This window comes from Clostridium sp. CS001 (assembly GCF_020443565.1).
In the GTDB taxonomy this organism is placed as follows: Bacteria; Bacillota; Clostridia; order Clostridiales; family Clostridiaceae; genus Clostridium_AD.
Window position 1 is genome coordinate 1 of the sequence record NZ_JAIZZN010000036.1, and the last position, 22,291, is coordinate 22,291.

34 protein-coding genes are annotated in these 22,291 nt (G+C 30.5%); 32 read left to right on the forward strand and 2 right to left on the reverse strand.

Annotated features, from left to right (window positions below; translation table 11 throughout):
• The first annotated feature begins 470 nt into the window (after positions 1–470).
• The 13 genes from LGK97_RS17470 (at position 471) to LGK97_RS17530 (ending at position 7,588) form a co-directional block, all read left to right on the forward strand.
• Entirely contained in the window at positions 471–611 is a 141-nt protein-coding gene (locus LGK97_RS17470) for a hypothetical protein (protein ID WP_226261164.1), read from the forward strand.
• A gap of 9 nt (positions 612–620) precedes the next feature.
• Entirely contained in the window at positions 621–1,007 is a 387-nt protein-coding gene (locus tag LGK97_RS17475; RefSeq protein ID WP_226261267.1) for a GNAT family N-acetyltransferase, read from the forward strand.
• Positions 1,008–1,046: 39 nt separating this feature from the next.
• Positions 1,047–1,523 carry a phosphohydrolase gene (locus tag LGK97_RS17480; RefSeq protein ID WP_226261166.1) on the forward strand — a complete coding sequence of 159 codons (477 nt, stop codon included), beginning with the start codon at positions 1,047–1,049 and terminating at the stop codon, positions 1,521–1,523.
• A gap of 87 nt (positions 1,524–1,610) precedes the next feature.
• On the forward strand, positions 1,611–2,126 hold the full coding sequence (locus LGK97_RS17485; RefSeq protein WP_226261168.1) for an HIT family protein: 516 nt from the start codon (positions 1,611–1,613) through the stop codon (positions 2,124–2,126).
• A gap of 33 nt (positions 2,127–2,159) precedes the next feature.
• Positions 2,160–2,921 (forward strand): Nif3-like dinuclear metal center hexameric protein, encoded by a 762-nt coding sequence (locus LGK97_RS17490; protein WP_226261170.1) that lies wholly within the window; start codon positions 2,160–2,162, stop codon positions 2,919–2,921.
• Positions 2,922–3,006: 85 nt separating this feature from the next.
• Positions 3,007–3,468 carry a GNAT family N-acetyltransferase gene (locus LGK97_RS17495; RefSeq protein ID WP_226261172.1) on the forward strand — a complete coding sequence of 154 codons (462 nt, stop codon included), beginning with the start codon at positions 3,007–3,009 and terminating at the stop codon, positions 3,466–3,468.
• A 62-nt stretch (positions 3,469–3,530) separates the two neighbouring features.
• Complete coding sequence (locus tag LGK97_RS17500; RefSeq protein WP_226261174.1) at positions 3,531–3,782, forward strand: S26 family signal peptidase; 252 nt, start codon at positions 3,531–3,533, stop codon at positions 3,780–3,782.
• A gap of 32 nt (positions 3,783–3,814) precedes the next feature.
• Positions 3,815–4,693 carry a class I SAM-dependent methyltransferase gene (locus tag LGK97_RS17505; protein ID WP_226261183.1) on the forward strand — a complete coding sequence of 293 codons (879 nt, stop codon included), beginning with the start codon at positions 3,815–3,817 and terminating at the stop codon, positions 4,691–4,693.
• A 33-nt stretch (positions 4,694–4,726) separates the two neighbouring features.
• Positions 4,727–5,416 (forward strand): HD domain-containing protein, encoded by a 690-nt coding sequence (locus tag LGK97_RS17510; protein WP_226261185.1) that lies wholly within the window; start codon positions 4,727–4,729, stop codon positions 5,414–5,416.
• A 20-nt stretch (positions 5,417–5,436) separates the two neighbouring features.
• Positions 5,437–6,180 carry a Type 1 glutamine amidotransferase-like domain-containing protein gene (locus tag LGK97_RS17515; RefSeq protein ID WP_226261187.1) on the forward strand — a complete coding sequence of 248 codons (744 nt, stop codon included), beginning with the start codon at positions 5,437–5,439 and terminating at the stop codon, positions 6,178–6,180.
• A gap of 28 nt (positions 6,181–6,208) precedes the next feature.
• On the forward strand, positions 6,209–6,418 hold the full coding sequence (locus LGK97_RS17520) for a GNAT family N-acetyltransferase (protein ID WP_226261189.1): 210 nt from the start codon (positions 6,209–6,211) through the stop codon (positions 6,416–6,418).
• Between the two features lie 12 nt (positions 6,419–6,430).
• Entirely contained in the window at positions 6,431–6,889 is a 459-nt protein-coding gene (locus LGK97_RS17525; protein ID WP_226261191.1) for a GNAT family N-acetyltransferase, read from the forward strand.
• A gap of 147 nt (positions 6,890–7,036) precedes the next feature.
• Entirely contained in the window at positions 7,037–7,588 is a 552-nt protein-coding gene (locus LGK97_RS17530; protein ID WP_226261193.1) for an AAA family ATPase, read from the forward strand.
• Between the two features lie 191 nt (positions 7,589–7,779).
• Here the strand turns inward: LGK97_RS17530 and LGK97_RS17535 are convergent, their stop codons facing one another.
• A complete protein-coding gene (locus tag LGK97_RS17535) occupies positions 7,780–7,932 on the reverse strand; it encodes a hypothetical protein (protein ID WP_226261195.1) in 153 nt (50 codons plus the stop codon).
• A gap of 522 nt (positions 7,933–8,454) precedes the next feature.
• Between LGK97_RS17535 and LGK97_RS17540 the strand changes: the two genes are divergently transcribed.
• The 9 genes from LGK97_RS17540 (at position 8,455) to LGK97_RS17580 (ending at position 14,026) form a co-directional block, all read left to right on the forward strand.
• On the forward strand, positions 8,455–9,072 hold the full coding sequence (locus tag LGK97_RS17540) for an NUDIX hydrolase N-terminal domain-containing protein (protein WP_226261197.1): 618 nt from the start codon (positions 8,455–8,457) through the stop codon (positions 9,070–9,072).
• A gap of 326 nt (positions 9,073–9,398) precedes the next feature.
• The gene (locus LGK97_RS17545) at positions 9,399–9,671 is read left to right on the forward strand and encodes a hypothetical protein (protein ID WP_226261199.1); all 273 of its coding nucleotides are present in this window, start codon (positions 9,399–9,401) and stop codon (positions 9,669–9,671) included.
• 61 nt (positions 9,672–9,732) lie between these two features.
• Positions 9,733–10,089, forward strand: a complete 357-nt coding sequence (locus LGK97_RS17550) for a hypothetical protein (RefSeq protein ID WP_226261201.1) — start codon at positions 9,733–9,735, stop codon at positions 10,087–10,089.
• A gap of 40 nt (positions 10,090–10,129) precedes the next feature.
• Positions 10,130–10,672 (forward strand): GNAT family N-acetyltransferase, encoded by a 543-nt coding sequence (locus tag LGK97_RS17555; RefSeq protein ID WP_226261203.1) that lies wholly within the window; start codon positions 10,130–10,132, stop codon positions 10,670–10,672.
• Between the two features lie 25 nt (positions 10,673–10,697).
• Complete coding sequence (locus LGK97_RS17560) at positions 10,698–11,246, forward strand: GNAT family N-acetyltransferase (RefSeq protein WP_226261205.1); 549 nt, start codon at positions 10,698–10,700, stop codon at positions 11,244–11,246.
• Positions 11,247–11,270: 24 nt separating this feature from the next.
• Positions 11,271–12,011, forward strand: a complete 741-nt coding sequence (locus LGK97_RS17565; protein WP_226261207.1) for an alpha/beta fold hydrolase — start codon at positions 11,271–11,273, stop codon at positions 12,009–12,011.
• Between the two features lie 266 nt (positions 12,012–12,277).
• On the forward strand, positions 12,278–12,544 hold the full coding sequence (locus tag LGK97_RS17570) for a DUF3795 domain-containing protein (protein ID WP_226261209.1): 267 nt from the start codon (positions 12,278–12,280) through the stop codon (positions 12,542–12,544).
• 141 nt (positions 12,545–12,685) lie between these two features.
• Positions 12,686–13,333, forward strand: a complete 648-nt coding sequence (locus LGK97_RS17575; protein WP_226261211.1) for a hypothetical protein — start codon at positions 12,686–12,688, stop codon at positions 13,331–13,333.
• Positions 13,334–13,675: 342 nt separating this feature from the next.
• The gene (locus LGK97_RS17580; protein ID WP_226261213.1) at positions 13,676–14,026 is read left to right on the forward strand and encodes a GNAT family N-acetyltransferase; all 351 of its coding nucleotides are present in this window, start codon (positions 13,676–13,678) and stop codon (positions 14,024–14,026) included.
• A gap of 263 nt (positions 14,027–14,289) precedes the next feature.
• Here LGK97_RS17580 and LGK97_RS17585 read toward each other — a convergent pair whose 3' ends face one another.
• Positions 14,290–14,436, reverse strand: coding sequence for a hypothetical protein (locus tag LGK97_RS17585; protein ID WP_226261215.1), 147 nt, complete (start codon positions 14,434–14,436; stop codon positions 14,290–14,292).
• A 292-nt stretch (positions 14,437–14,728) separates the two neighbouring features.
• On the opposite strand from LGK97_RS17585, the gene LGK97_RS17590 reads away from it, so the two are divergent.
• The 10 genes from LGK97_RS17590 (at position 14,729) to LGK97_RS17635 (ending at position 22,214) form a co-directional block, all read left to right on the forward strand.
• Positions 14,729–15,229: an NAD(+) diphosphatase gene (locus LGK97_RS17590; RefSeq protein WP_226261217.1), complete on the forward strand. Its 501-nt coding sequence runs from the start codon at positions 14,729–14,731 to the stop codon at positions 15,227–15,229.
• Positions 15,230–15,368: 139 nt separating this feature from the next.
• On the forward strand, positions 15,369–15,743 hold the full coding sequence (locus LGK97_RS17595; protein WP_226261219.1) for a GNAT family N-acetyltransferase: 375 nt from the start codon (positions 15,369–15,371) through the stop codon (positions 15,741–15,743).
• Between the two features lie 208 nt (positions 15,744–15,951).
• Positions 15,952–16,548 (forward strand): GNAT family N-acetyltransferase, encoded by a 597-nt coding sequence (locus LGK97_RS17600; protein WP_226261221.1) that lies wholly within the window; start codon positions 15,952–15,954, stop codon positions 16,546–16,548.
• Positions 16,549–16,602: 54 nt separating this feature from the next.
• Positions 16,603–17,169, forward strand: a complete 567-nt coding sequence (locus tag LGK97_RS17605) for a 2-phosphoglycerate kinase (RefSeq protein ID WP_226261223.1) — start codon at positions 16,603–16,605, stop codon at positions 17,167–17,169.
• Between the two features lie 49 nt (positions 17,170–17,218).
• Entirely contained in the window at positions 17,219–17,914 is a 696-nt protein-coding gene (locus LGK97_RS17610; protein WP_226261225.1) for a methyltransferase domain-containing protein, read from the forward strand.
• Between the two features lie 42 nt (positions 17,915–17,956).
• Entirely contained in the window at positions 17,957–18,217 is a 261-nt protein-coding gene (locus LGK97_RS17615; protein ID WP_226261227.1) for a TfoX/Sxy family protein, read from the forward strand.
• A gap of 189 nt (positions 18,218–18,406) precedes the next feature.
• Positions 18,407–19,054, forward strand: a complete 648-nt coding sequence (locus LGK97_RS17620) for an IS607 family transposase (RefSeq protein ID WP_226261230.1) — start codon at positions 18,407–18,409, stop codon at positions 19,052–19,054.
• Complete coding sequence (locus tag LGK97_RS19985; RefSeq protein ID WP_226261235.1) at positions 19,038–20,486, forward strand: IS200/IS605 family accessory protein TnpB-related protein; 1,449 nt, start codon at positions 19,038–19,040, stop codon at positions 20,484–20,486. The genes LGK97_RS17620 and LGK97_RS19985 overlap by 17 nt, the downstream gene beginning before the upstream one ends.
• Before the next feature lie 264 nt (positions 20,487–20,750).
• Entirely contained in the window at positions 20,751–21,293 is a 543-nt protein-coding gene (locus LGK97_RS17630) for a GNAT family N-acetyltransferase (RefSeq protein ID WP_226261238.1), read from the forward strand.
• A 12-nt stretch (positions 21,294–21,305) separates the two neighbouring features.
• Complete coding sequence (locus LGK97_RS17635; RefSeq protein WP_226261240.1) at positions 21,306–22,214, forward strand: alpha/beta fold hydrolase; 909 nt, start codon at positions 21,306–21,308, stop codon at positions 22,212–22,214.
• Positions 22,215–22,291 lie beyond the last annotated feature (77 nt).

Here is a 22,291-nt window from a genome sequence, read left to right on the forward strand (position 1 = left end):
TTGCAATGATAAGACTTTGTGAAATCATATTAAAATAAATTCAAGTTACAAACTTCAAATGTAATTTATTTGAAGACTAACTTGATGACATTGCCCACGTGGCAAGTGGCATGTTGTAATGCAGCACATCTAAACCAACTTTTACATTATAGTAACAAAATCTTTTAGTCCACCTTAGCTGGTGGACTATTTTTATATAGCCATATGTAAAACTATGGCTTATAATCTATATATAGGCTGAGTACAAGTCCTCTTCCAACTCACACTTGGTTACCTAAAATCAGTCACATTAGGACTGCTAAATATCTGCAACAAAAACATTAGTTGCAATTCACAATTAGGTTAACGTCTATAGTGTTCCAATAAAAATTAGTGATAATATAGTAAAAATACGATTTAACCACGTTGTTTTATTTAAGGTATGTTTATTAAATATAGAAGATATAAACTAGTAAAAAGGAGCGATGCATATGGAACGTAGAGTTATATTAAGAGATTTAGAGGACGCAGATGTACAAGATAAATATGATTGGTCATTAGATAGAGAGGTCACTAAGTTTTTGGTAACCCCAGAAAAATACCCACCGTTTACAATAGATGAAACTTATTAATGGATCAGTATTTGTAAGAGTCATGATAATGGATATTATCAGAAATCAATAATTGCAGAAGATGGAATTCACATTGGTTGGGTTGATCTTAAAAACTTTGATAAAGTCAGTAAAAATGCTGAATTAGACATAGCCATCGGAAACAGGAATTACTGGGGCAAAGGGTATGGAAGACTTGCTATAGAAGAAATGTTAATAATAGGCTTTAAAGAATTCACTTTAGAAAAAATATGGTTAAGAGTAGATTATGATAACGTAAATGCAATCAAAAGTTACGAGAAATGTGGATTTGTTCGCGAAGGATTAATGAGAAACGATAGATTACGTGGTGGTAAATATATTGACCGTATTAGGTATAGCATCCTAAAAGATGAATGTATTAATCTAGTTACTTAAAATATCGTAATACATGCCGTTAAAGGAGATGTTATAAGTATGAAAAGTTATTTAGAACAAGGGGTTCCGAGTATAGAAGAGGCAAAACTGTTATTACTAGAAGCACAAAAGTTAAATCCAGGGCCGTGGATTGACCATTCAGTTAACGCAGGCAAGGCAGCAGAGTTGGTAGCAAGAATTTGTTTAACTCATTCATTTGATTGCAATCATATAAGAACTTCGTTTGGAAAATGGGATTATTGCAATGAAGAAGAATATAACTTTGTTAAAACCTATATTGCGAATATAGAATACGACGATTACGATAAATTGATACAATTATGTGATTCATTAGCATTACCTAGCGGAATTTGTTTAATAGAAAAAAGAATGGTTGACGTAGCATTAAGACATGGAATTCATGAGCATATTATTGATAAATGGAAAGCAACGTTTGAAACTAAAAGATATTTTGAAGAAAAAATGGGCAAATCAATTTATAGTGTTTTACCATGTGTTATAGAAAATACTTTTTAATTATAAAGATATGTAGTCTATGTATAAAACAAGTAAAATCAATCAGTGTACAAGCGTGTACACTAGATATTACGAGGAGTGATGAACATGTATAATCATGCACCAAAAGACTATATTTGCCCCTTTTGCTTAATAGTCAATGGAATTGAAAATGAACACTTGTATACTAAGCAAGCGGATATTGTCTACAAAGATGAATATGTTACTGCTTTTATTGGTGCTGGCTGGTGGAAAAACAATGAAGGCCATGTCATTATTATCCCTAATGTTCATTTTGAGAATATTTATGAGTTACCAATTGAATTTTCTACAAAAATTCATGAATTGGAAAAGAAGATCGCTATTGCACTTAAAACTGTTTATAAATGCCATGGGGTATCTTCAAGGCAGCATAATGAGCCTTGTGGAAATCAAGACGTTTGGCATTATCATCTTCATGTGTTTCCAAGATATAAAGATGATAGTTTATACCTAACAGATAGGGAATTATCAAATCCTAAAGACAGAATAAAATATGCAGAAATATTAAGAAATTATTTCAATTATGCACCAGTATTAGTAGATGAAGCTTTTAAATACGATAAAAGTAATAATGAAAATTAGAGATAAAATATGATGAAGTTAGGAGTAAAGAATATGGATGTCTTACATATTGTTGAAAAAATTAATGACCTTTTTAATGTGGCAAATAAGAAAGTTTATTCTAGTGAATCTGGACTTACATACAATGCAGATAAAAAAGTTAAAAAGTTAGGATACTGTGTTAACCTAACTCTTGATACTATAGAGGAAGCAAGACTTCATAGAGTTGATATGATGGTGACCCACCACAACGCATGGGATGAGATATATGGCTTGAAAGATGCTTGCATAGAGAAACTATCCGAGTATGGTATCAGTCACTACTATAATCACTTGCCCCTTGATGACTGTAATTTTGGAACAAATGATAGTTTATTAAAAGAATTGAATTTAAATAATATTAAAAGAACCCATGAATGGGAAGGGTTATATTTTGGTAGAACAGCAGAATATGATGAAGCAATTGAGTTTAATGAATTAGTGAAAGCTATTGAAGATCTTCTTGAAGAACCGGTTAAATCCTGGAAGTTTAATGACAAAAAAATTAAGCGAGTGGGCTTAGTCTGTGGTAATGGAGGACCCACTGAGTGCCTTAAGGAATCTGTTGAAAATAATTGTGATGTATATATTACAGGAGAATGTAATTTGTATACCATTCAATATGCTAAGTTTAAAGGGATAAATCTTATAATTGGCAGTCATACTTTCACAGAATTCTTTGGAATTGAAAGTTTAGCATTGAAATTGAATGAGAATATAAAAGAACTGGAAGTAGTGAGCCTTAATGAAGAACATTATGAAGCGAATATTAAATGATAGAGTAATTTACTATTAAAGTATAGCTAAAGGAAAATGTACTTTTACATAAAGCTATACGTATAGAAAATAGGAGTGGATTAAAGTGGAAGATAACAACATTAAAATAATAGAATTTGATCCAGTATATGCTGAAGAAACAGTAACAATGTGGCGACAAAGTAAGGAAAGAGCTATTGCTCAAAAGGAAATGCATTCTTTTGAAAACCATGTATTTTTCTTGAATAATATATTAAATAAAGACAACAAAATATACATTGCTATAGGTAATAATATAGTTGTTGGTATGATAGCCTTTAATGAAAATGAATTAAATCAATTATATATTCATATTGACTATCAAGGAAAAGGCTTAGGTAGAAGATTTTTAGAACTTGCTAAAGCTAACTCTAATGGGAAACTGACCTTATTTACATTTGAGATTAATGATAAAGCGCAACATTTTTATGAGAAAAATGGGTTTAAGATAATTGGCAGCGGCAATGAGAATGAAGAAAACTTGAATGATATTAAGTACGTATGGGTAGATAAAAGTGTTACTGGCTAATACAGATATTATAATTTGTTTAATTATAGAAATAAAGCTAGATATAAATTGGAGGGATAAACATGATTAAAAAGAAATCAATAATAATGGAAATAAAGAATTGGGGTTTTTCTTTAATAGCAGTATTTTTTATGGCGTCACTGATTAATAGTAGGGTTTTTGCAACTGTTTTGGTACAGCAAAGTTCCATGGAAAACACTTTATATAATGATCAAAAATTAATATTAGATAAGTTAAGTTATAGCTTTGCTCAGCCTAGCAGAGGAGATATTATTATATTCCTTGAAAATGAGGAAAGAGGCACTATTAAATAGAATAAAACCAAAAATAAGGGGGCTAGATTTCTGTGTATAATAATATTTTAGATATGGTAGTTTGTCCAAAATGTCAGGAAAAGTTTGAACTCGAATCAAAAGAACAAATTAATGGAGAAATTATTCAGGGAACTTTAATTTGTATCAATAATCATAAATGGAAAGTAGAGGAAGGCGTCATTAATTTTGGATCTGAAGAGCAACAAAATGCAAATAGCTGGAGTGAATCTTATAAAGAATTAAATTATGATGAATTAGATATAACAATAAAAAAAACTTCTCAAATAGAATTAGATGCTCACAAAAAAGGTAAAGAAGAAATTATCAGTTTAATCAATAAATATGAAGCAAAAAAGATTCTTAATATTGCCACTGGACGAGGTATGCTTTTAACAAACCTAGTAAAAAGCTTTGGAAATACTATTGATTTAGTATGTGTTGATTTGAGCTTTGAAGTTTTGAAATATGATCGAATTAAGGCTATGAATATAGATCCTAATGCTAAAATAAACTATATTGCTTGTGATGCTACAAAATTACCTTTCTTAAAAGATACTTTTGATTTATCAGTATCCTTTTTCGGCATACAAAACATGTTTAATCTGGCACTAGAAGGTATTAAAGAAGGTGTGTTTGTGAGTAAGAAAGGCTTAATTAACTCAAATATGGTTATCAAAGATAATAATCCTAAAATTGAAGAATTGAATAAATTACTCGCTGAGCAGGGTTATGATTTTAAAACAGATTCATTTACTGAATCATATACTCGAAAGTTACATGAGATAGATGATAACTATAAAACTTACGTTACTAATATATTTGAAGGCATAGGCGAAAAGAATGAAAATGATCTAATTCCAATTGAAGGTGAATGGTTTGCTCTTGCATTAAATGAAGTAATCAAGGGCTAAAAATAATCTTTAATAAATTGGAGGAGGATTTCAATGAACGAAAATATTTTAGACGAAGGTAAAAAATTTCTTATTTCTTATTTAAAAGATAAAAACATTAATTATGAGACAACCCATCCTTGGCGAAATAGTTGGGAATTTATTGTTTTGCACTCGCTTAGAGTGGAAGGTTATGTTAAGAGGATTTTAGAATATGAAAACCATGAATTATCTAATGATGAAGTTTTAATTACTCGATTGGCTGCAATACTACATGATGTTGGAAGAATTCATAAAAGAGAAGGACATGCACTTATAGGAAGAGACATTATTGATGATTGGCTAAAAGAAAATCAAACAATATGTAACAGTATAAAGGATTCCAATAGATTATTATATTTAATTGAAAAGCACTCCAATAAGGAAGACTTTGAAGTAGATTATTGTTTAAAAGTATTGAGAGATGCTGATGTTGTGGATGAAATTGGAGTTATGTCAATGTTTATGGCTTCAAGCTGGATAGATAGAAGTAATCCCTATTTCTTCAAACTGATTTTTGATAGAATTGAAGACTTCGAAATAAGCTACATTGAAAATGAATTTAAATTACTAACCACTGACGGTGCAAAATTAATACTTAATGAGAAAAAAAAGTTTGTAACTATGTTTACTTCTCAGTTAAAAGATGAGTTATATGGGACAGAAATGTTTGGGAAAGTTAAAATAGAGGATTACACTATCTAAACTTATATGGGGGTGTTTTCATGGGAAAGATAGTTTCCATAGGTGGCGTAACTCCACCTTTGACATTAGATTTAATTGATGAAGAAATTATTAAATTAACTAAAAAAAAGCATCCTAAAATCCTCTATATTCCAGCAGCAGGTGGTGATGACATCCGTTACTGTGAGTTTTTCAAAAAAATATATGAAGGTAAATTTGGTTGTAAGGTAGATGTGCTTTTTTTAGTGAGAGAAACTCCAACAGAAAGTGAAATTCAAGAAAAAGTTTTCTCGTCAGATATTATCTATATTGAAGGCGGATCTGTATCTAGGTTAATGGAGTATTTAAGAAAATTTAACATGGGAAAGATTCTAAAAGAGGCCAATGAAAAAGGAATAGTATTGGCCGGTAAAAGTGCTGGTGCTCTTTGCTTCGGACAGTGTTATTTTGAAAGTCAGAATACAGAAGATTTTAAAATTGATGGATTTAATGATTACATACAAGTTGATTGTTTGAAAATTTTAGAGTTAATTATCTGCCCTCATTATAATCTAGATGGAACTAGTGAAAGTCTTGATACTATGATAAATGCATATAATATTGTAGGAATTGCACTTGATAATGACTGTGCAATAGAGTTTGTTGATGATAGTTATCGTATAATTTCAACTAATGATAGTGCAAATGCATACAAAGTATATAAAGATGGAACCAAAATACATAAGGAAGCTATTCTTAAGAGTTCTAGTTTTAGGGATATCAATGAATTGATGAGTATGTCTTAGTGATAAAAGTATATTAGAGGAGATTGCCTTGAATACAATAGAAACTGATAGACTTATTTTAAGAAGTTGGAAAGAAGATGACTATTTAGATTTCCATGAATTTGCTTCTGATCATAAGGTTGCTGAAAGTTCAGGAAGCCTTGTTGCAAAGAATATAGAAGAAAGCAAAGATAGTATCATGACATACATTTTGTATGATCAATCATACGCAATTGTACTTAAGGTTGATAATTTGTAATTGGAGGGAAGTATGGAAATAGTCAAAATAGAAGATAAATCATTAGCAGATTTATGTGATGAAATGTTAACATGCTTAATTATAGAAGAAAGAAAATACGATACAAATATTTGCGAGAATTTAGTAGTACGCGATTGGTATTCAACTACACTAGATAATAAACAGCGGGTAACATTTGCAGCAATTGAACAAGGGGAGACAATGGGGTTTATACATGGATTTATAAAGGATGAAGCAGGTTCATTTGTGAATAACACAGTTGTAACCCTTGATGCCATGTATGTAAAAGATAAAAATAGAGGGATTGGAATTGGAACAGCACTTATAGAAGAATTTAAAAAATGGGGTAAATCAGCTAATGCGAAATACATGGACTTAACTGTTTTAGTTGATAATTGTTCAGCTGTAGAAGTATATAAGAAACAAGGGTTTACACCTTTAAAAAGTTATATGAGAAGTACTTTAAAATAACAATTAACTAATCAATCGGAAAACAAGGGAAAGCATGGATTAAAAAAATTAATTAGTTGAGTAAACTAATATGGATTTTTCATAAGGTGTATCACAACCATAGGATTTTAAGCAATAATATAAAAATATAAACAGGAGGGGATTTTTTTGAAGTTAGTATTTTTAATTGGAGATGCAGCTGTAGGGAAAATGACAGTAGGACAAGAACTTATGAAAATTACAGATTTGCGATTATTCCATAATCATATGACAATTGAACCAGTTATAGAGGTGCTAGGATATTTTCACGGAAAGGCAATAAGTAGAATGAGAGAGGTTATCTTTGAAGAATTTGCTGCATCAGAGAATTATGGATTAATATTTACATATATGTGGGCTTTTGACCAGAAATCTGATTGGGATTATGTAGAGCATGTAACCAATATCTTTAAAAAAACAGGTGCCGATGTTTACTACATAGAACTTGTTGCACCTCAAGAAATTAGATTACAAAGGAACATTACAGAAAATCGTTTAAATCATAAGAATTCGAAGCAAGATATTGAAATCTCTAACCAAAGACTTATCAATGATGATAAGAAGTATCGTTGTGTTAGTAACCAGGGTGAGGTACAGTTTGAGAATTATATGAAAATTGATAACTCCAATCTTTCAGCAGAACTTGTTGCCACAATGATAAAGGAAGGGTTTAACTTATGATAAGGCAAGGCTTAGGAATAGTAATAAAGTTGACTTGAAAAGTTATAAAAAAACATTCATAGATTTTATTTGCAAAAATCTATGAATGTTAACTATTATATTCTGTCTGACACAATCTCATATACTTCTCCATCATTTCTAATAGAAATTACAATGTTAGCTTTATCTAAATATTCTATTATCCAGCACATCTATTCTATTTCAACCTCGATATCATCAAGAACACCTTGCTCAATTTCAAATTCATTCATAATTTCTTGACTAGCTATAAAATCGCTATCCTTAACATTTTCCATACATTTTACAGCTAAAGTTAATAAGTTATAATCCTCTACTTTTTCCATTAATTCCTGATATTTTCCAGGTGTAATTAGAACGTAGTTTGGGATATAAGAGTTCAGATTACCTTAGCGCTGAAGGAATGGTAGTTACAATATAGGATAAGATATATCGCCATTAGAAGCGTTGGGGGAAGATTATCAGATTCTAATTTTTCTAAGAACTTTTATCCCTTTGTTTTACATAAATAATGTTTATTACATGGGAATATGATACAATTATAATTATTTAAGAGAGAATTGTAGAAAGACGTAAAGAAACAAAGATGACTTATTTGACGATTTTATGACTTTTAAAGATTTTTTAAATATACGTTTTAGAGGGAGTCATCATATATTAATATTATAAAGGGATGATTATCAGGAAAGGTCTAGTAGGTCAAAGTATATTTTTACCTTTCATCTATTACAAAACTTTAATTAATGTATAGATGTAGAAAAGAGTTCATCAATCGTATATCTAAGATATATGAAGAACTTTAGTATATAACGAAGATTACACTATAAAAAGTTAGGAGTTGTTAATTTATGAATAATTTAGATGCATTAATAAAGCTTGCAATGGAATTACAATCAATAGCTCAAAATGGCTTAACATATACAAAAGATCCGTTTGATAAAGAGCGTTTTGAGAGAGTAAGGGAAATATCAGCACAAATAGTAAGTATGAAAACAGGATTTCCGATTAAAAAGGTTAAAGATTTGTTTTGTAATGAAACTGGCTATCAGACACCTAAAATAGAAACACGAGCGGCAATATTCAACGAAAATAAAATCTTGCTTGTAAAAGAGCAAGATAAATGGTCACTCCCAGGTGGTTGGGTTGATTACAATGAGTCAATCTCTTCGAATACAATTAAAGAAGTAAAAGAGGAAGCCGGTTTAGACATTATTCCTCTAAGGATTATTGCAATACAGGATAGAAATAAACATAATTCTCCGAAATTCGCTTATGGAATTTGCAAAGTGTTTGTTCTTTGCTATGTAATAAGTGGTAGTTTTCAATCAAATAATGAAACAACTGAAAGTAATTTTTTTTCTCTTGATAATTTGCCTATCATAGATGAAAATAAAAATGTTTATGATCAAATCAAAATGTGTTTTGATGCACATAAGAATGAAAAATGGGATGTTATATTTGATTAGTCATATTGTTGTAATTGCTTGAAGAACAAATGACAGTAGGACAAGAACTTATGAAAATTACAGATTTGCAATTATGTTGAGCATGTAACCAAGATATTGAAAGTTCTAACCAAAGACTTATTAATACTGATAAGAAGTATCGTTGTGTCAGTAACCATGGTTAGGTACAGATTGAAAATTATATGAAAATTGACAACTCCAATCTTTCAGCAGAACTTGTTGCTACAATGATAAAGGAACATTTTAACTTATGATTATTAAAACACCTACATTTTAAAACGTGGAATTTTCGCTAATCTTGTATAACGTGTAAAGGGGATGTAATTTTGAAAAACAAATATTCAATAATTAGATTTTTATGTAATATAACAAATATTATATTAGCTATATTCTTTTTTATAGGTAATAAGGAGAGTAAAAGTTTACCATACTTTATTTTTATTATTGTATTAATCAATCTAATCTTAAGCTACAAGGAAAATAAGACATCTAAAAAATATACTAAATATGATGGAATGAAAAGAGGTTTATCTAGTTTAATGATTTTTTGGATTGTGATAATTGTATTTATGATATTTGGAATAATATTTAGAAAATAATAGTCGGGATTTAATAAAATAGCATAGATTATTTATATCTTTTAAATGGAGGAATGCGGGTGTGAAAAAATGGATTGTTAGGTTATTACTGTTGGTAGTATTTTCTTTTCCATATGTATACTTTTCAATGTATCAGGATTTAATAAATAGCTCAATGATTGGTCATGGCTTAATGATTGCAACTTTAATTCCCATGATTTTTATTTGCAAGAAAACACATAATTTACCTGTAGGTGCATTGGGCAACATTATATCGTTTATAGCCTCTTATTTACTGGTAATCAGTTCAACAGGCGAAAAATGGGGTTATTATTTTAAACCTTTTACAGCTGTCGGACTTCTCATATTCGTTAGTATAGTAATCATAATTCTACAGTTAATAGTTATAGGAATAATTAAAAGTAAAAAGGTGTTTTAAGATGAAATAAAAATTATATGTATAATTAGGGGATGAAATGATGATTAAAGTTAGAAGGTTAACGGAAGCAGATATGAAACAAGCAATAAAATTAAAGATTCTGTGTTGGACAGAAGAATTGGCTGGAAAAGCTGAAAATAGCCTTTCTATTTCTCAAGAATTAGATTCCTGGGTAGAATGGATGAATACAGCCAAAGAAAATAATGATATTCGGTTATTGATTGGCGCATTTGAAGACGAGAAGATGTTAGGAGTGGCATTTAGCAGTTTTGCTGAAACCTATGACATACCACAAAAGGGGATAGAATTGAACGGTCTTTGGGTACATCCGGACCAGCGAAATAGAGGAATTTCTCTGTTGATGATGATTTATATATTGGATTTCTATCTTGAAAAGGGAATGGAAACCATTGCTATCTATAACCATCATTATGCACCATCAAATCAGTTTTATCACAAATTTGGCGCACAGGTTTCTAAACAAGAATATCAGATGGATGGTAAACTTTTGGTGGATATTTTCTTAGCAGACATGTTGGCAATGAAATGGAATATGGAGCAGTCTATAAAGAAGTATAGTTAAGGGATATAAAATGTGAGGGGTAATTATGAGGATATTAGAACGTAGGTTTATTTTAAAAAATAATAAAGATGTAATACTCAGAAGTCCTGAAATATGTGATGCAAAAGAAATGCTAGATTATTTATGTAAAACTTCTGGAGAAACAAATAATTTAAGTAGATACCCAGAAGAAATTAACACAAATTTGGATGATGAAAAGAAATATATTTCAGGTCAATTAGAATCAGAAAGAAGTTTTGATATAGCAGCTTTCATCCATGGAAGGTTAGTGGGTAATGCAACAGTATTTGGGATAGGTAATAAAATCAAAATAATGCATCGATGTGGCTATGGTATTAGTATTCTGAAAGAATATTGGAATATGAAGATTGGTACAATGTTAACTCAGTATTGCCTTGAAAATGCTAAGGAAATCGGATATGAGCAAATGGAACTTACTGTTGCTCAAGATAATATAAGTGCAATTAATATTTATAAAAGAAATGGATTTAAATTATGTGGAACAATAGAGAATGCAGAAAAATTAAAAGATGGCTCTTATCAAGATTTAACTATAATGATATGTAAACTTTAATAAAAGGATATAAGGAGAAATTCTATGTTTATAAAAATTGAAAAAATGAAATGCTTGAAGATATACGCTAATTGTTATGGGGAAGGTGAACCAACAGTTATATTTGAATCAGGACTAGGTTGTACTCATGATGATTGGAATGCAGTGCAAGATGAAATTTCAAAACATACAAGAACATTTTCTTATGATAGGGCAGGGCTTGGAAATAGTGATAAAGTTGACTTGAAAAGAACCAGCTTAGACCAGGTTCACGAACTATATGCTGTTTTAAATGAAGCAAAGGTTAAAGCGCCCTATATTATAGTTGCACATTCAATTGGAGGATATAACGCCAGATTATTTGCTGGGACATACCCTAAAGAAGTATATGGCATTATATTTGTTGATTGTTCACATGAAAATCAATTTGATGATAGGGTGAAACGGTCCTCTTCAAAAGAAATAGATATTGTGAAAAGAGAATTGATTGATGAAGAGCAAACTTTTGATGGGTTATTAGTCAGCGCTAAACAAGTAAAAGAAATAAGAACAAGGGATGCATTAAGAAACATTCCAATAATTGTTCTTACAGCTGATCATAAAGGGGAAGGCTCTGCTACCATTACCGAAGAAGCATGGTTAAACTATCAACGAGACTTAGTAACATTATCAGATTATAGTAAACACATCATTGTTGAAGATTGTGGGCATTACATACAAAAGGACAAGCCAAAGGTAGTAATTGATGCAATCAAAGAGATAATCTCAGAATTATTAATGGTTTAAAGCCTAAGAAGGCTATATTTACTTATATTGAAGAATTTCATGGGTTAGACTTTGATGATTATAAGAAATTAGAAAAAGTATTTTCATAGGGGAAAGTAAGATGATACGAGACTATGGGATTTAAGATAAAGATCAATTGATAAAAATAATTAAGCAGGGGATTGTAATTGATGAGCAAGATATTTTTGAATAATAATTAGAAAAATGAATTAATTATAGCATATGAAGATTGTTTATATAACAGTAAGTTGGTGGAGGTGAAAAAAATGATTGAATCGAGATGTGGAATTGATTGTTCAAAATGCGAATATAGAGAAGAAACTGGGTGTACCGGATGTGTAAATATAGACAAGCCATTTTGGGGAGCAGAGTGTCTTGTAAAATCTTGTTGTGAAAGTAAAGAACTATTGCATTGTGGTGAATGTGGAACTTTTCCATGTGATTTACTAAATAGTTTTTCTTATGATAAAGAACAAGGCGATAATGGTATGAGAATTGAACAATGTAGAAAATGGATAAATGGATTTAAATAAGGTTTCAGTTAAGTCATTTATTCTTAAACTACATCAAACCTTTAAAATATCATTCCTTTATGGCATAACTACAATTAATGTACAATCGCAAACAATTACAAAGTATTAACATTTAAAGGCATTATTATATGGAGGCAAAAGATGAGAATTTTAATAGGACAACCTGTTCATGAAAAAGAAATAACTCAGCTTAAGAATGCTATAAGGATTAATCAAGAAATAGATATTATACTTTATCCTGAAGGATATATTTCAAGTGAAGAATTGTTAGAAGATGCTTGTAAGATTGCAAAAGAAAATAATGTCATGATAATTACATCCTATATGAAAGATAATAAAAATAGAGCTGTAATAATAAGTAACACTGGAGAGAAGATTTTAGAAAGATCAAAAACTCTACCAGACGAAAAAGAAGAGTTAAATATACCATTATACGTTAAATGCAATGGTATAAACATTGGATATTTGCTATGTATGGAGATACTAAAGGGCATGAGGGATTTAAGAAATGTAGGAGCAGACGTTAATTTTATTGCACATCCAATTGGTGTAGGAATGTTTAGTGATGAACAGTTTGAGCAATGGGTAAATGAAGCCAAAAATATTGCTAAAACATATAAGACCACTATAATAGGTACAAGTCATGCAGATGGGTCATATAGAAACTGTGGAATATCCATCCCAATATCGTATTGTATTAATAGTGATGGAGAAGCCTTATACATATCAAAGTCCGATATTAGAACACGAATTATAAATTTGGATACAAAAGAGGTTGAGATATTATAAAGATATTGTTAAGACACAATTTATTTAAGGGTTCATTAACGGTGATTTTAGGGATTGTTGCAACAATGTAATTAATATATTTGTAGGGGTAGAACATGGGCAAATTGCTATATAAATGTTACCTATAGTACCAATGATATTATCATTTGCATTAATTTTATTTATATATCTGAAAATTGATAAAAAATATGGGATAACAGATAAAGTAAGTTTAAAACTTAAAGTAAATCAGGATTGGAAACCATTTTTTGTGTTTGTAGTTTTCTTGTAGGTTGCAATAATCATGATTTTGGGATTGTTACAACTTTGTATAAGTTTGAGAATTAAGTGATGGAGGGTATAATGGAAAAACTTATTATTAGAGAATGCACATTAGAGGATTTGGATTATGTTCAGTCTTTACAACACCAATGGGTTGAAGAAGATATAACTTATGGGCTTGTTTCTGTAGATAGGAATTATTTAGAAATAAAACTCAGTAAATATTTTTTTGTTGCTGAATTGAATGTTGAGATTATAGGATTTGTCTTCGGGACAATTCATGAAGCAAAAGATATGGCTATTCTTGATAATGGACAACTTTATATTGAGGTAGAAGATATTTACATATCATCAAATAGCAGAGGAACAGGGATAGGTAGTCTTTTATTAGATAAGATATTAGAGGTTGCAAAAGATAATGTTGTTACTTAGGAATTTTCATATAATTGTTCGTATAGCTGACCATTAAGGTGAAGGCTCTGCTGCCATTACAGAAGAGGCCTGGTTAAACTATCAACGAGACTTAGTAACATTATCAGATTATAGCAAATACGTTATTGTTGAGGATTGTGGTCATTATATACACAAGGACAAGCCGCGGGTAGTAATTGATGCAATCAAAGAGATAACTAGTGGAATTAGTAGGTAGATTAAACAGTATATGAAATCAGTAACTTTTAAAAATACCAGCTCATCTATTCTATTTCAACCTCAATATCATCAAGATCATTTTGCTTAATTTTAAATTCATTCATAATTTCTTGACTAGCTATAAAATCACTATCGTTAACATTTTCCATACGGTTTGCAGCTACAGTTAATAAATTATAATTCTCTACCATTTCCATCAATTCCTGATATTTTTCAGGTGTAATTAGAACGCAGGTTGGGATATTGTTTTTTACAACGATAAATTTATATATAAATATATAAGTAACAAGATTTCCGGACAAATAAAATATAAAAGTATTGAAACATATAATACTTAAATTTCCCTTTGTTTTACATAAATAATGTTTATTACATGGGAATATGATACAATTATAATTATTTAAGAGAACATCGTAAAATATTCCGTCACAACGGTAATTTATTGTGCTTAGAAGTTTATAGATTGGGGGAAGAAAATATTCTATGAAATTTATTTATTGTCCTATATGTGGTAAAAAACTTAGCGAGAAAAATATTGGTGATGAAGGGTTAGTAAAATATTGTATTACTTGTGATAGACCGTATTTTGATAATCCTGCAAGTTGTGTTGAAGTTTTGGTTATTAATGAACATAATCAGATTTTGTTATTGAAACAAGATTACATTTCTAAAACTCATTGGGGAGTAGTTTCTGGCTATGTTAACAATGGGGAGACACTAGAGGAAACAGTAATAAGAGAGGTTTTAGAAGAAACAGGACAACAAGTTGAAAAAACACAGTATGTCGAAAGTTATTATTTTAAGCCAAATGAATTAATAATGGCTGGATTTATTGCTTTTGTTAAGGCAAAACCTTTTAATAATTCTAATGAAGTTGATGATATTAAGTGGTATGAAATTGGCGAAGTTAATAAATGTATTGCAAGAGTCAGCAATATGTCTGGTATTCATTTTGATAATTCAATGCGATTACTTAACTTATAAAGTTTATACCAACTATGGCTTTATTCACTTAAAGTAAGACACAATATTTATAAATAGCACATTAATTATAAAACCACGAATGATAAACAATCGTAGACTATGGAATAGTAACAAAATATTAATTTTAAGAGATGGCTAAATGATAGATTATAGGTTGATAGCTCCTTCCAAAGTATTTGAAATGAAAGCATTTGAATATATACAAGAATTTTTAAAGTATAATTCAGAAATTAATGGAGCAAGAGGACTTAGATATACCAAACATACCAGAAGACGAGGCCATATAGGTTACTCTATTAGACCAACTGAAAGAAAAAAGGGATATGGAACTTTGATGTTAAGGGTAGCCTTAGAAAAGTGCAGGGAATTGAATTTAAGTACAGTTTTAATAACCTGCGATGGGCTAAATGTTGAATCAGCTAAGGTTATTCAAAACAACAATGGGATATTAGAAAATGAGGTTTTTAGTGAGACTTTTTCTGAAATTATTCAACGATATTGGATTAACTTATAAATCATCCATAATATGAATTTGGAATTAATGCGCACTTTTTTAAGGTTGAGATGATCATGATTTATAGATTGTCAGCAATATGAACCTAAACGGAAGCATAGATCAAAGGATAAGCCGATTATAGGACATTACTAGGGGGAAATCCTCTTATATACTGAGTTAATATATTAACCTGCTAAAATGCATGAATAAGAAGGATGTGAATAGAGTGAATATTGAAGTTACGGTCAAGAAATTTCCTGAAATTGAGACTTCAAGGCTTATTTTGAAAGAGATAATTGAAACTGATGACAAAGATATATTCGAAATATTTTCGGATGATGAAGCTATGAAATACTATGATATTGAGCCACTTAAAGATTTAGAAGAGGCAAAACAGTTAATACAACAACTTAATAGAAGATTTAAAAATAAAAAGGGGATCAGATGGGGAATACATCTAAAAGATAATTATAAACTAATTGGTTCATGTGGATATCACAGTCATAACAAGCAATCTTTCCGAGCAGAAATTGGTTATGAACTCTCAAAAGAATATTGGGGACAAGGATTAATGCAAGAGGCGCTGCAGTCAATAATTGACTTTGGGATTAATAATTTGGCATTGAATAGAATACAGGCATTAGTTGAACCTAAGAATATAAAATCAATTAATCTATTACAAAAGATTGGGTTTAATGAGGAAGGTACCTTATATGAATATGAGTTTTATAAAGGAGAATTTAAAGATTTAGCAATGTTATCATTACTAAAGGTAGATTACCATAAAACTTTTAAAAAAGTATGTGAAATAAGCATAAGGTAGAGGACTTAATTAGTGAATTCAATAAGGGTGTTTTGTAATGATAAGGAGAGAATTATGGTTATTTTAATTGGTGGAGTAGGTTGTACAGGAAAAACAGTGATGGCTCAGAGATTGCTTGAGAAGTATAAGGTGCCATACTTATCCATAGACCACATAAAAATGGGGTTAATTCGTGGAAATAAATATTGTGATTTTTCTGCAACGGATAGTGACGATGAACTTACAGGAAAGTTATGGCCAATTGTGAAAGGCATTATAAAGACGAATATTGAGAATGGACAAAACATAATAATCGAAGGCTGCTATATTCCACCTGAATATATTAGTGATTTTGAACCTCGGTATTTAGAACATATTATTGCATTACATATAGGATTTTCAATAAACTATATTAAAAAGTATTTTGTTTCAGGCATTATTAAGCACATAAGTGACATAGAGCTAAAGGAATGTGATGATTATATTAATCCAGATAATTTTATTAGTCTTCATGCACACCTAAAGGAATTATGTTGTAAGCATAATGCAATATTTTTTGAAATCGATGATAATTATATAGGAGAAATGGAGATTATACACAAGTGGATTGATGAACAGGTAAGCGCAAAAGGGCTGTTATAATTATAAAATAGGAATTTTCTATATAATACAATAATAGAAGGTGCTAATAATGGATATTAAAGATATTACTCCTTGGGAGTTATTACAAAAGAAAATGACATGGGAACAGTTAAAATACATGCAGAATAAGAAAGTTCTAGACTTTGGAAGTGGAAATTGTATGACAGCTAATCACTTTGCTATAGATAATGAGGTTACAGCAATTGAGCCAGATGAAAAGATGCTTAAGAACAGGTTTATAGAAAATGATTATATTCAAATAAAGGGAGGCATAAGTGAACTTGAAAAATTTGAAGATAAATCATTTGATGTGATACTGTGCCACAATGTCCTTGAATATGTATGTGAAAGAGAAAGAATTATAAAAGAATTCTCAAGGATATTAAAGAAAAAGGGTTATCTTTCCGTTTTAAAACATAATAAGACTGGAAGAGTTATGCAGATGGTAGTTTTACTCAACAACTTTAAACATGCCAGTGAATTATTAGCAGGAGAAGATGGACATGCAGAGCAGTTTGGTACTATTAATTATTATGAAGATGCAGAAATAATGGAATGGTCAGATAAACTTGAATTAGAGCGAATATTTGGTGTAAGAACCTTTTGGGGTTTACAGCAAAACCAAGAGATTCAAAAGAATAAGATATGGCAGGAAGAGATGCTGGAAATGGAATTAAAGGTAAGTGAACTGGATGAGTATAAACCTATAGCGTTCTTTCATCATGTTATTTTAAGAAAAAAGTAATGAAAGTTAGAAAAAGAAATTTTAATTTGGAGGGATGTTATTATGGGAGAATTATCAAGCTTACCTAATATCGGAAAAGAAGTTGAAATGCAGTTAAATACAATAGGCATATTTACTTATGATGAATTAAAAGATATTGGTACAGAACAGGCGTGGCTTAGAATACAAGAAATTGATACTTCTGCATGTATACATAGATTATTGGCGCTGGAAGGTGCAATTCAAGGTGTTAGAAAAACCGACTTACAGCAGTTGCGCAAGGCAGAACTAAAAGATTTTTATGATTGGCATAAGTGTAAGTAGTAATTTATTAAGAGAATCAAAAATCAAGAAATTAAATAAAAAAGGTAGAAATTGTAACATAAATATTATTTAGATAATTGGAGGTAACAACAGTTGCTTAGAACTATAACACTTAGTAACATATATTAACAAACATCGTATAAATTTCATTAGCTTATGCCATACTACTTTTAAGGAGTTGAGCTTTAAATGAGTAGACTAATTAGTATAGCACAGGCAAGTGAAATGTTAGGAGTTACATCTAAGACCTTAAAAATATGGACCAATGAGCAGAAAATAAAATCTTATAGGACAGCAGGTGGGCATAGGCGTTTTAGAATAGAAGATATAGAAAACTTTCTTGGAGACGGGATTCAAAATGATAAGACCAATAAAGATGTATTTATATATTGTAGGGTATCCACTAAAAAACAAGCAGATAGTGGAAACTTACAAAGGCAAAAGGAAAGACTTACTGAGTATTGTAATGAAAAAGGATATAATATTCTTCACATATATGAAGAAGTAGCAAGTGGTCTAAATGATAACAGACGAGAACTTGCAAAAATGTTTAAAGGAATAGAAGAAGTTCAATGCATAGTAGTGGAATACGTTGATAGGCTCGCTAGATTTGGTTTCAATTATCTAAAGGAGTTTGCTAAGCATAATGGTGTGGAAATAGAGGCAATGCAGCAGAATGAAAAATTAGAGAATAATGAAGAGATGGTAAATGATTTAATAAGTGTTGTTACTTGTTTTTCAGCAAGGCTTTATGGTGCGAGAGGCGGCAAAAAACTTAAAAGAGTTATTGCTGAACTTGAAACAGAGAGGGGCTGCAGTAGTGAAGGTAACAATTAAGGCAATTCTTATTAACGTTGATGAAGAAAAGATAAACATTATTAATAATTTGATGGCTGCATTTTGTAGTGCTGTAAGATATTCATTTAAACGGATACTTAATAACATAAAAATTAGCGATATTGAAAAAGATGTTGCTTTTAGATATGGATTAAACATTAGACAAAGTAAAGATGCGGTAGAAAATGCAAGGCAAACTATAGTAAGCCAGAAGAAACTTGTTAAACTAAACTATGAAAATTATCTTAAAAAAGTCAATGCTATTTTAAAGTTTTTGAATGATACTAATAAAAGATTATCAGATAAGAAGAGAAATGCCTTGATAAAAAAATTAGACAAGAGACAAAGAAAGTTGCAGTATTATAAAGATTTTATTGATAAGAATACTATTCCACCAGTAATTTTCGGCACAAAAGAAATGTTTTTAAAAAGATGCAAAGGGCTTATTAAAAAAGAGGAATGGCAAGAACTTAGAAGTAATAGAGTATATTCAAGAGGAGATAAAACTAAAAAGGGCAATCCTAATTTAAGGATTGTAACTATCGAGAATAAGAATTTTCTTGAAGTCAGCACTTTAGATAAAACTGAAAGTAATAGAGCGGTAAAAGTAAACTTTGAAGTTTATTTACCACAAAAACTATCTACTACAACTGGGAAAGTTAATGGGAGAAACTATAAGCAAATGTTTCTTGATTATATGCAAACAGGAGAAGCTTATCAAGTGGAGCTCATACGGAAAAACGGAAAATATTACTGTCATATAACCTTTGAAGAATCTATAGTAACACCATATGAAAATCTTTATACAGGTCATAAAGGAATCATAGGAATAGATACAAATCCAAATGGGTTTGCGCTTACAATGATAGATAATAAGGGTAATTATAAATGGCATACATATTTGAAAAGTAATGAATTAACCTATACAGGTAGCCATAGGCGCAAGAATTTATGCGGTGAACTTGTGAAAAAGGTTGCAATAATAGCCAAAGCACATGATGTGGGCATTGCAGTTGAAGATTTAAAGTTTCACAGTGATAAAGATGTAACTAAAAAATTTGCAAGAATAAAGCACCAATTTATATATAGGCAATTATTGACCATGCTAGAGTGTACCTGCAAACGCAGTGGTATAGAAATAGTAAAAGTAAAGCCTCAGTTTACAAGTAAAATAGGACTTTATAAGTATTGTCATCAATATGGAATGGTAGTTCATAATGGTGCTAGTATGGTTATAGGTAGAAGAAGTTATAAATTCAAAGAAAAAATACCAAAGCTTTTAAAACAAAAGACAATAACAGATTTGGAGAAATTTGAAAAGAAGAATGAGTGGTCAAAGTGGAATGAAATTAATAAAAATATAAAGAGAAAGGTAGGTGAAAAACCTGCTCTGTGGTTAATCATTAGGAAAAAAATACTTGGAATAGTGTAAACCTGTAACTTTAAGTATTAACCAAACTGCCAAAGTACACGCAGTGAAAGGCTTTGGCGGATAATGATATTTAAGGAGTGGCTAACAGCCACAATCTTGTAGAACTTTATTATCATATGGTAATGAAGGCTTGTCTTGAATGACATGCGAGGTTTATAGGCGAAAGTCTATATCCTAGTGGTAAAATCCTGTGATACTACCATTCTATTTAACGAATAGAGTGCTAAAATTGTTTTGTTACGATTTTAGGTAGCAGGTATCATATTGGAATCAATTAGATATAAGGAACTAAAAAAATCTGAAATTGACGTACCATTATTCGCAAGCTTTAATCGGTATCAAGACGTAAAAAAATGTTGGCGTAAGGAAAATGGGAAATGGGTTTTAAAAGATATCGCTTTTACAGAGCAATGGAGTTCAGATGAATATGAATACTTGGTTAACTGTCTGCGAAACACTATAGATACAGGTGGGGTAGTATTGGGTGCATTTAATAATAATATCCTAGTTGGATTTGTATCTGTTGAAAGTCAGTTGTTTGGTTTGCAAAAGGAATATCTTCAGCTTTCAAGCATCCATACATCTTATGAAAGTCGTGGTATGGGAATAGGTAAAAATTTATTTTCTCTTGTGTGTAAAAAAGCAAAAGAGATGGGCGCTCAAAAGCTTTATATATCAGCACATTCATCTCAAGAGTCACAGGCTTTTTATAAGACACTGGGCTGTGTGGAAGCTATGGAATATAGTGATAGATTGGTTGTGAAAGAGCCGTGCGATTGCCAATTGGAGTATAAATTATTTAGTTGAGGGGTGCAGACAATGATAGAAGAGCTTGTAGATATAGGCACAAAGAAATTAGAAGTTAACATTTATGGTACTGGTGTGTCTACAGTTGTTATTGAAACTGGTATGGGGTGTTCATGGTATGACTGGTGTAGCGTTATTTCTGAAATCAGTAAAAAAGCAACGGTTTTAACATATCATAGATCAGGGTATGGCGAAAGTACACTTGGAAAAGAAGAAAGATCTACTAAGAAAATTGCTGAAGAGTTAAATAAATTACTTGAAAGAAAAGGTATTAATTCTAAGATGATATTAGTTGGGCACTCATTTGGAGGATTGTGTGTTCAGCACTTTGCAAGTTTATTTCCAGAAAAAGTTTTAGGTGTGGTTTTAGTTGATTCATGCTCTGTAGATGAGTACAAAATGGACGAGCTCCGATATGAACTTCCAAGCTTTCGCGACAAATTCCCTAAAACCAGCATATCAGATAGTTGGAGAAAGCTTTCATTACAAAGTAAATTGCAATTAGAGGCACAAATGTCTCCAAAACTTCTACCAGAACAAATGACATTTACAAAGGAGATACAAAAGTGTATTTTAGAGTTTCAAATTAATCCTAATATGTATTCAGCTATGGCATCAGAGCTAGAATTAATGTCACGCAGTGGACAAGAGATAAAGAATTCTTTTAATACGTTGAATGTTCCTCTAAAAGTTTTAGCGAGGGATGGAGCATTAGGTGTTAAGTGGAATGTTGACATGAGAATTCCAGAAAGTGAGGCTATTAAATTTGAAAACTTATGGCATAGTCTAGTACTAGAAGAAGCAAATCTTTCTACAAAGGGAGAGTTTATAGAAGTTAAAGGGTCTAAACATTCAATTTATCGTACTAATCCAGGGAGTGTAATAAAAGCAATAAATGATGTTATTGAAGAAAGTAAATAAAGAATAGGGTTAATTTTATATATTTTCAAAGTTGAGAGGGGAATGATCATGATACCAGTTTTTAGACAAAATCAGTT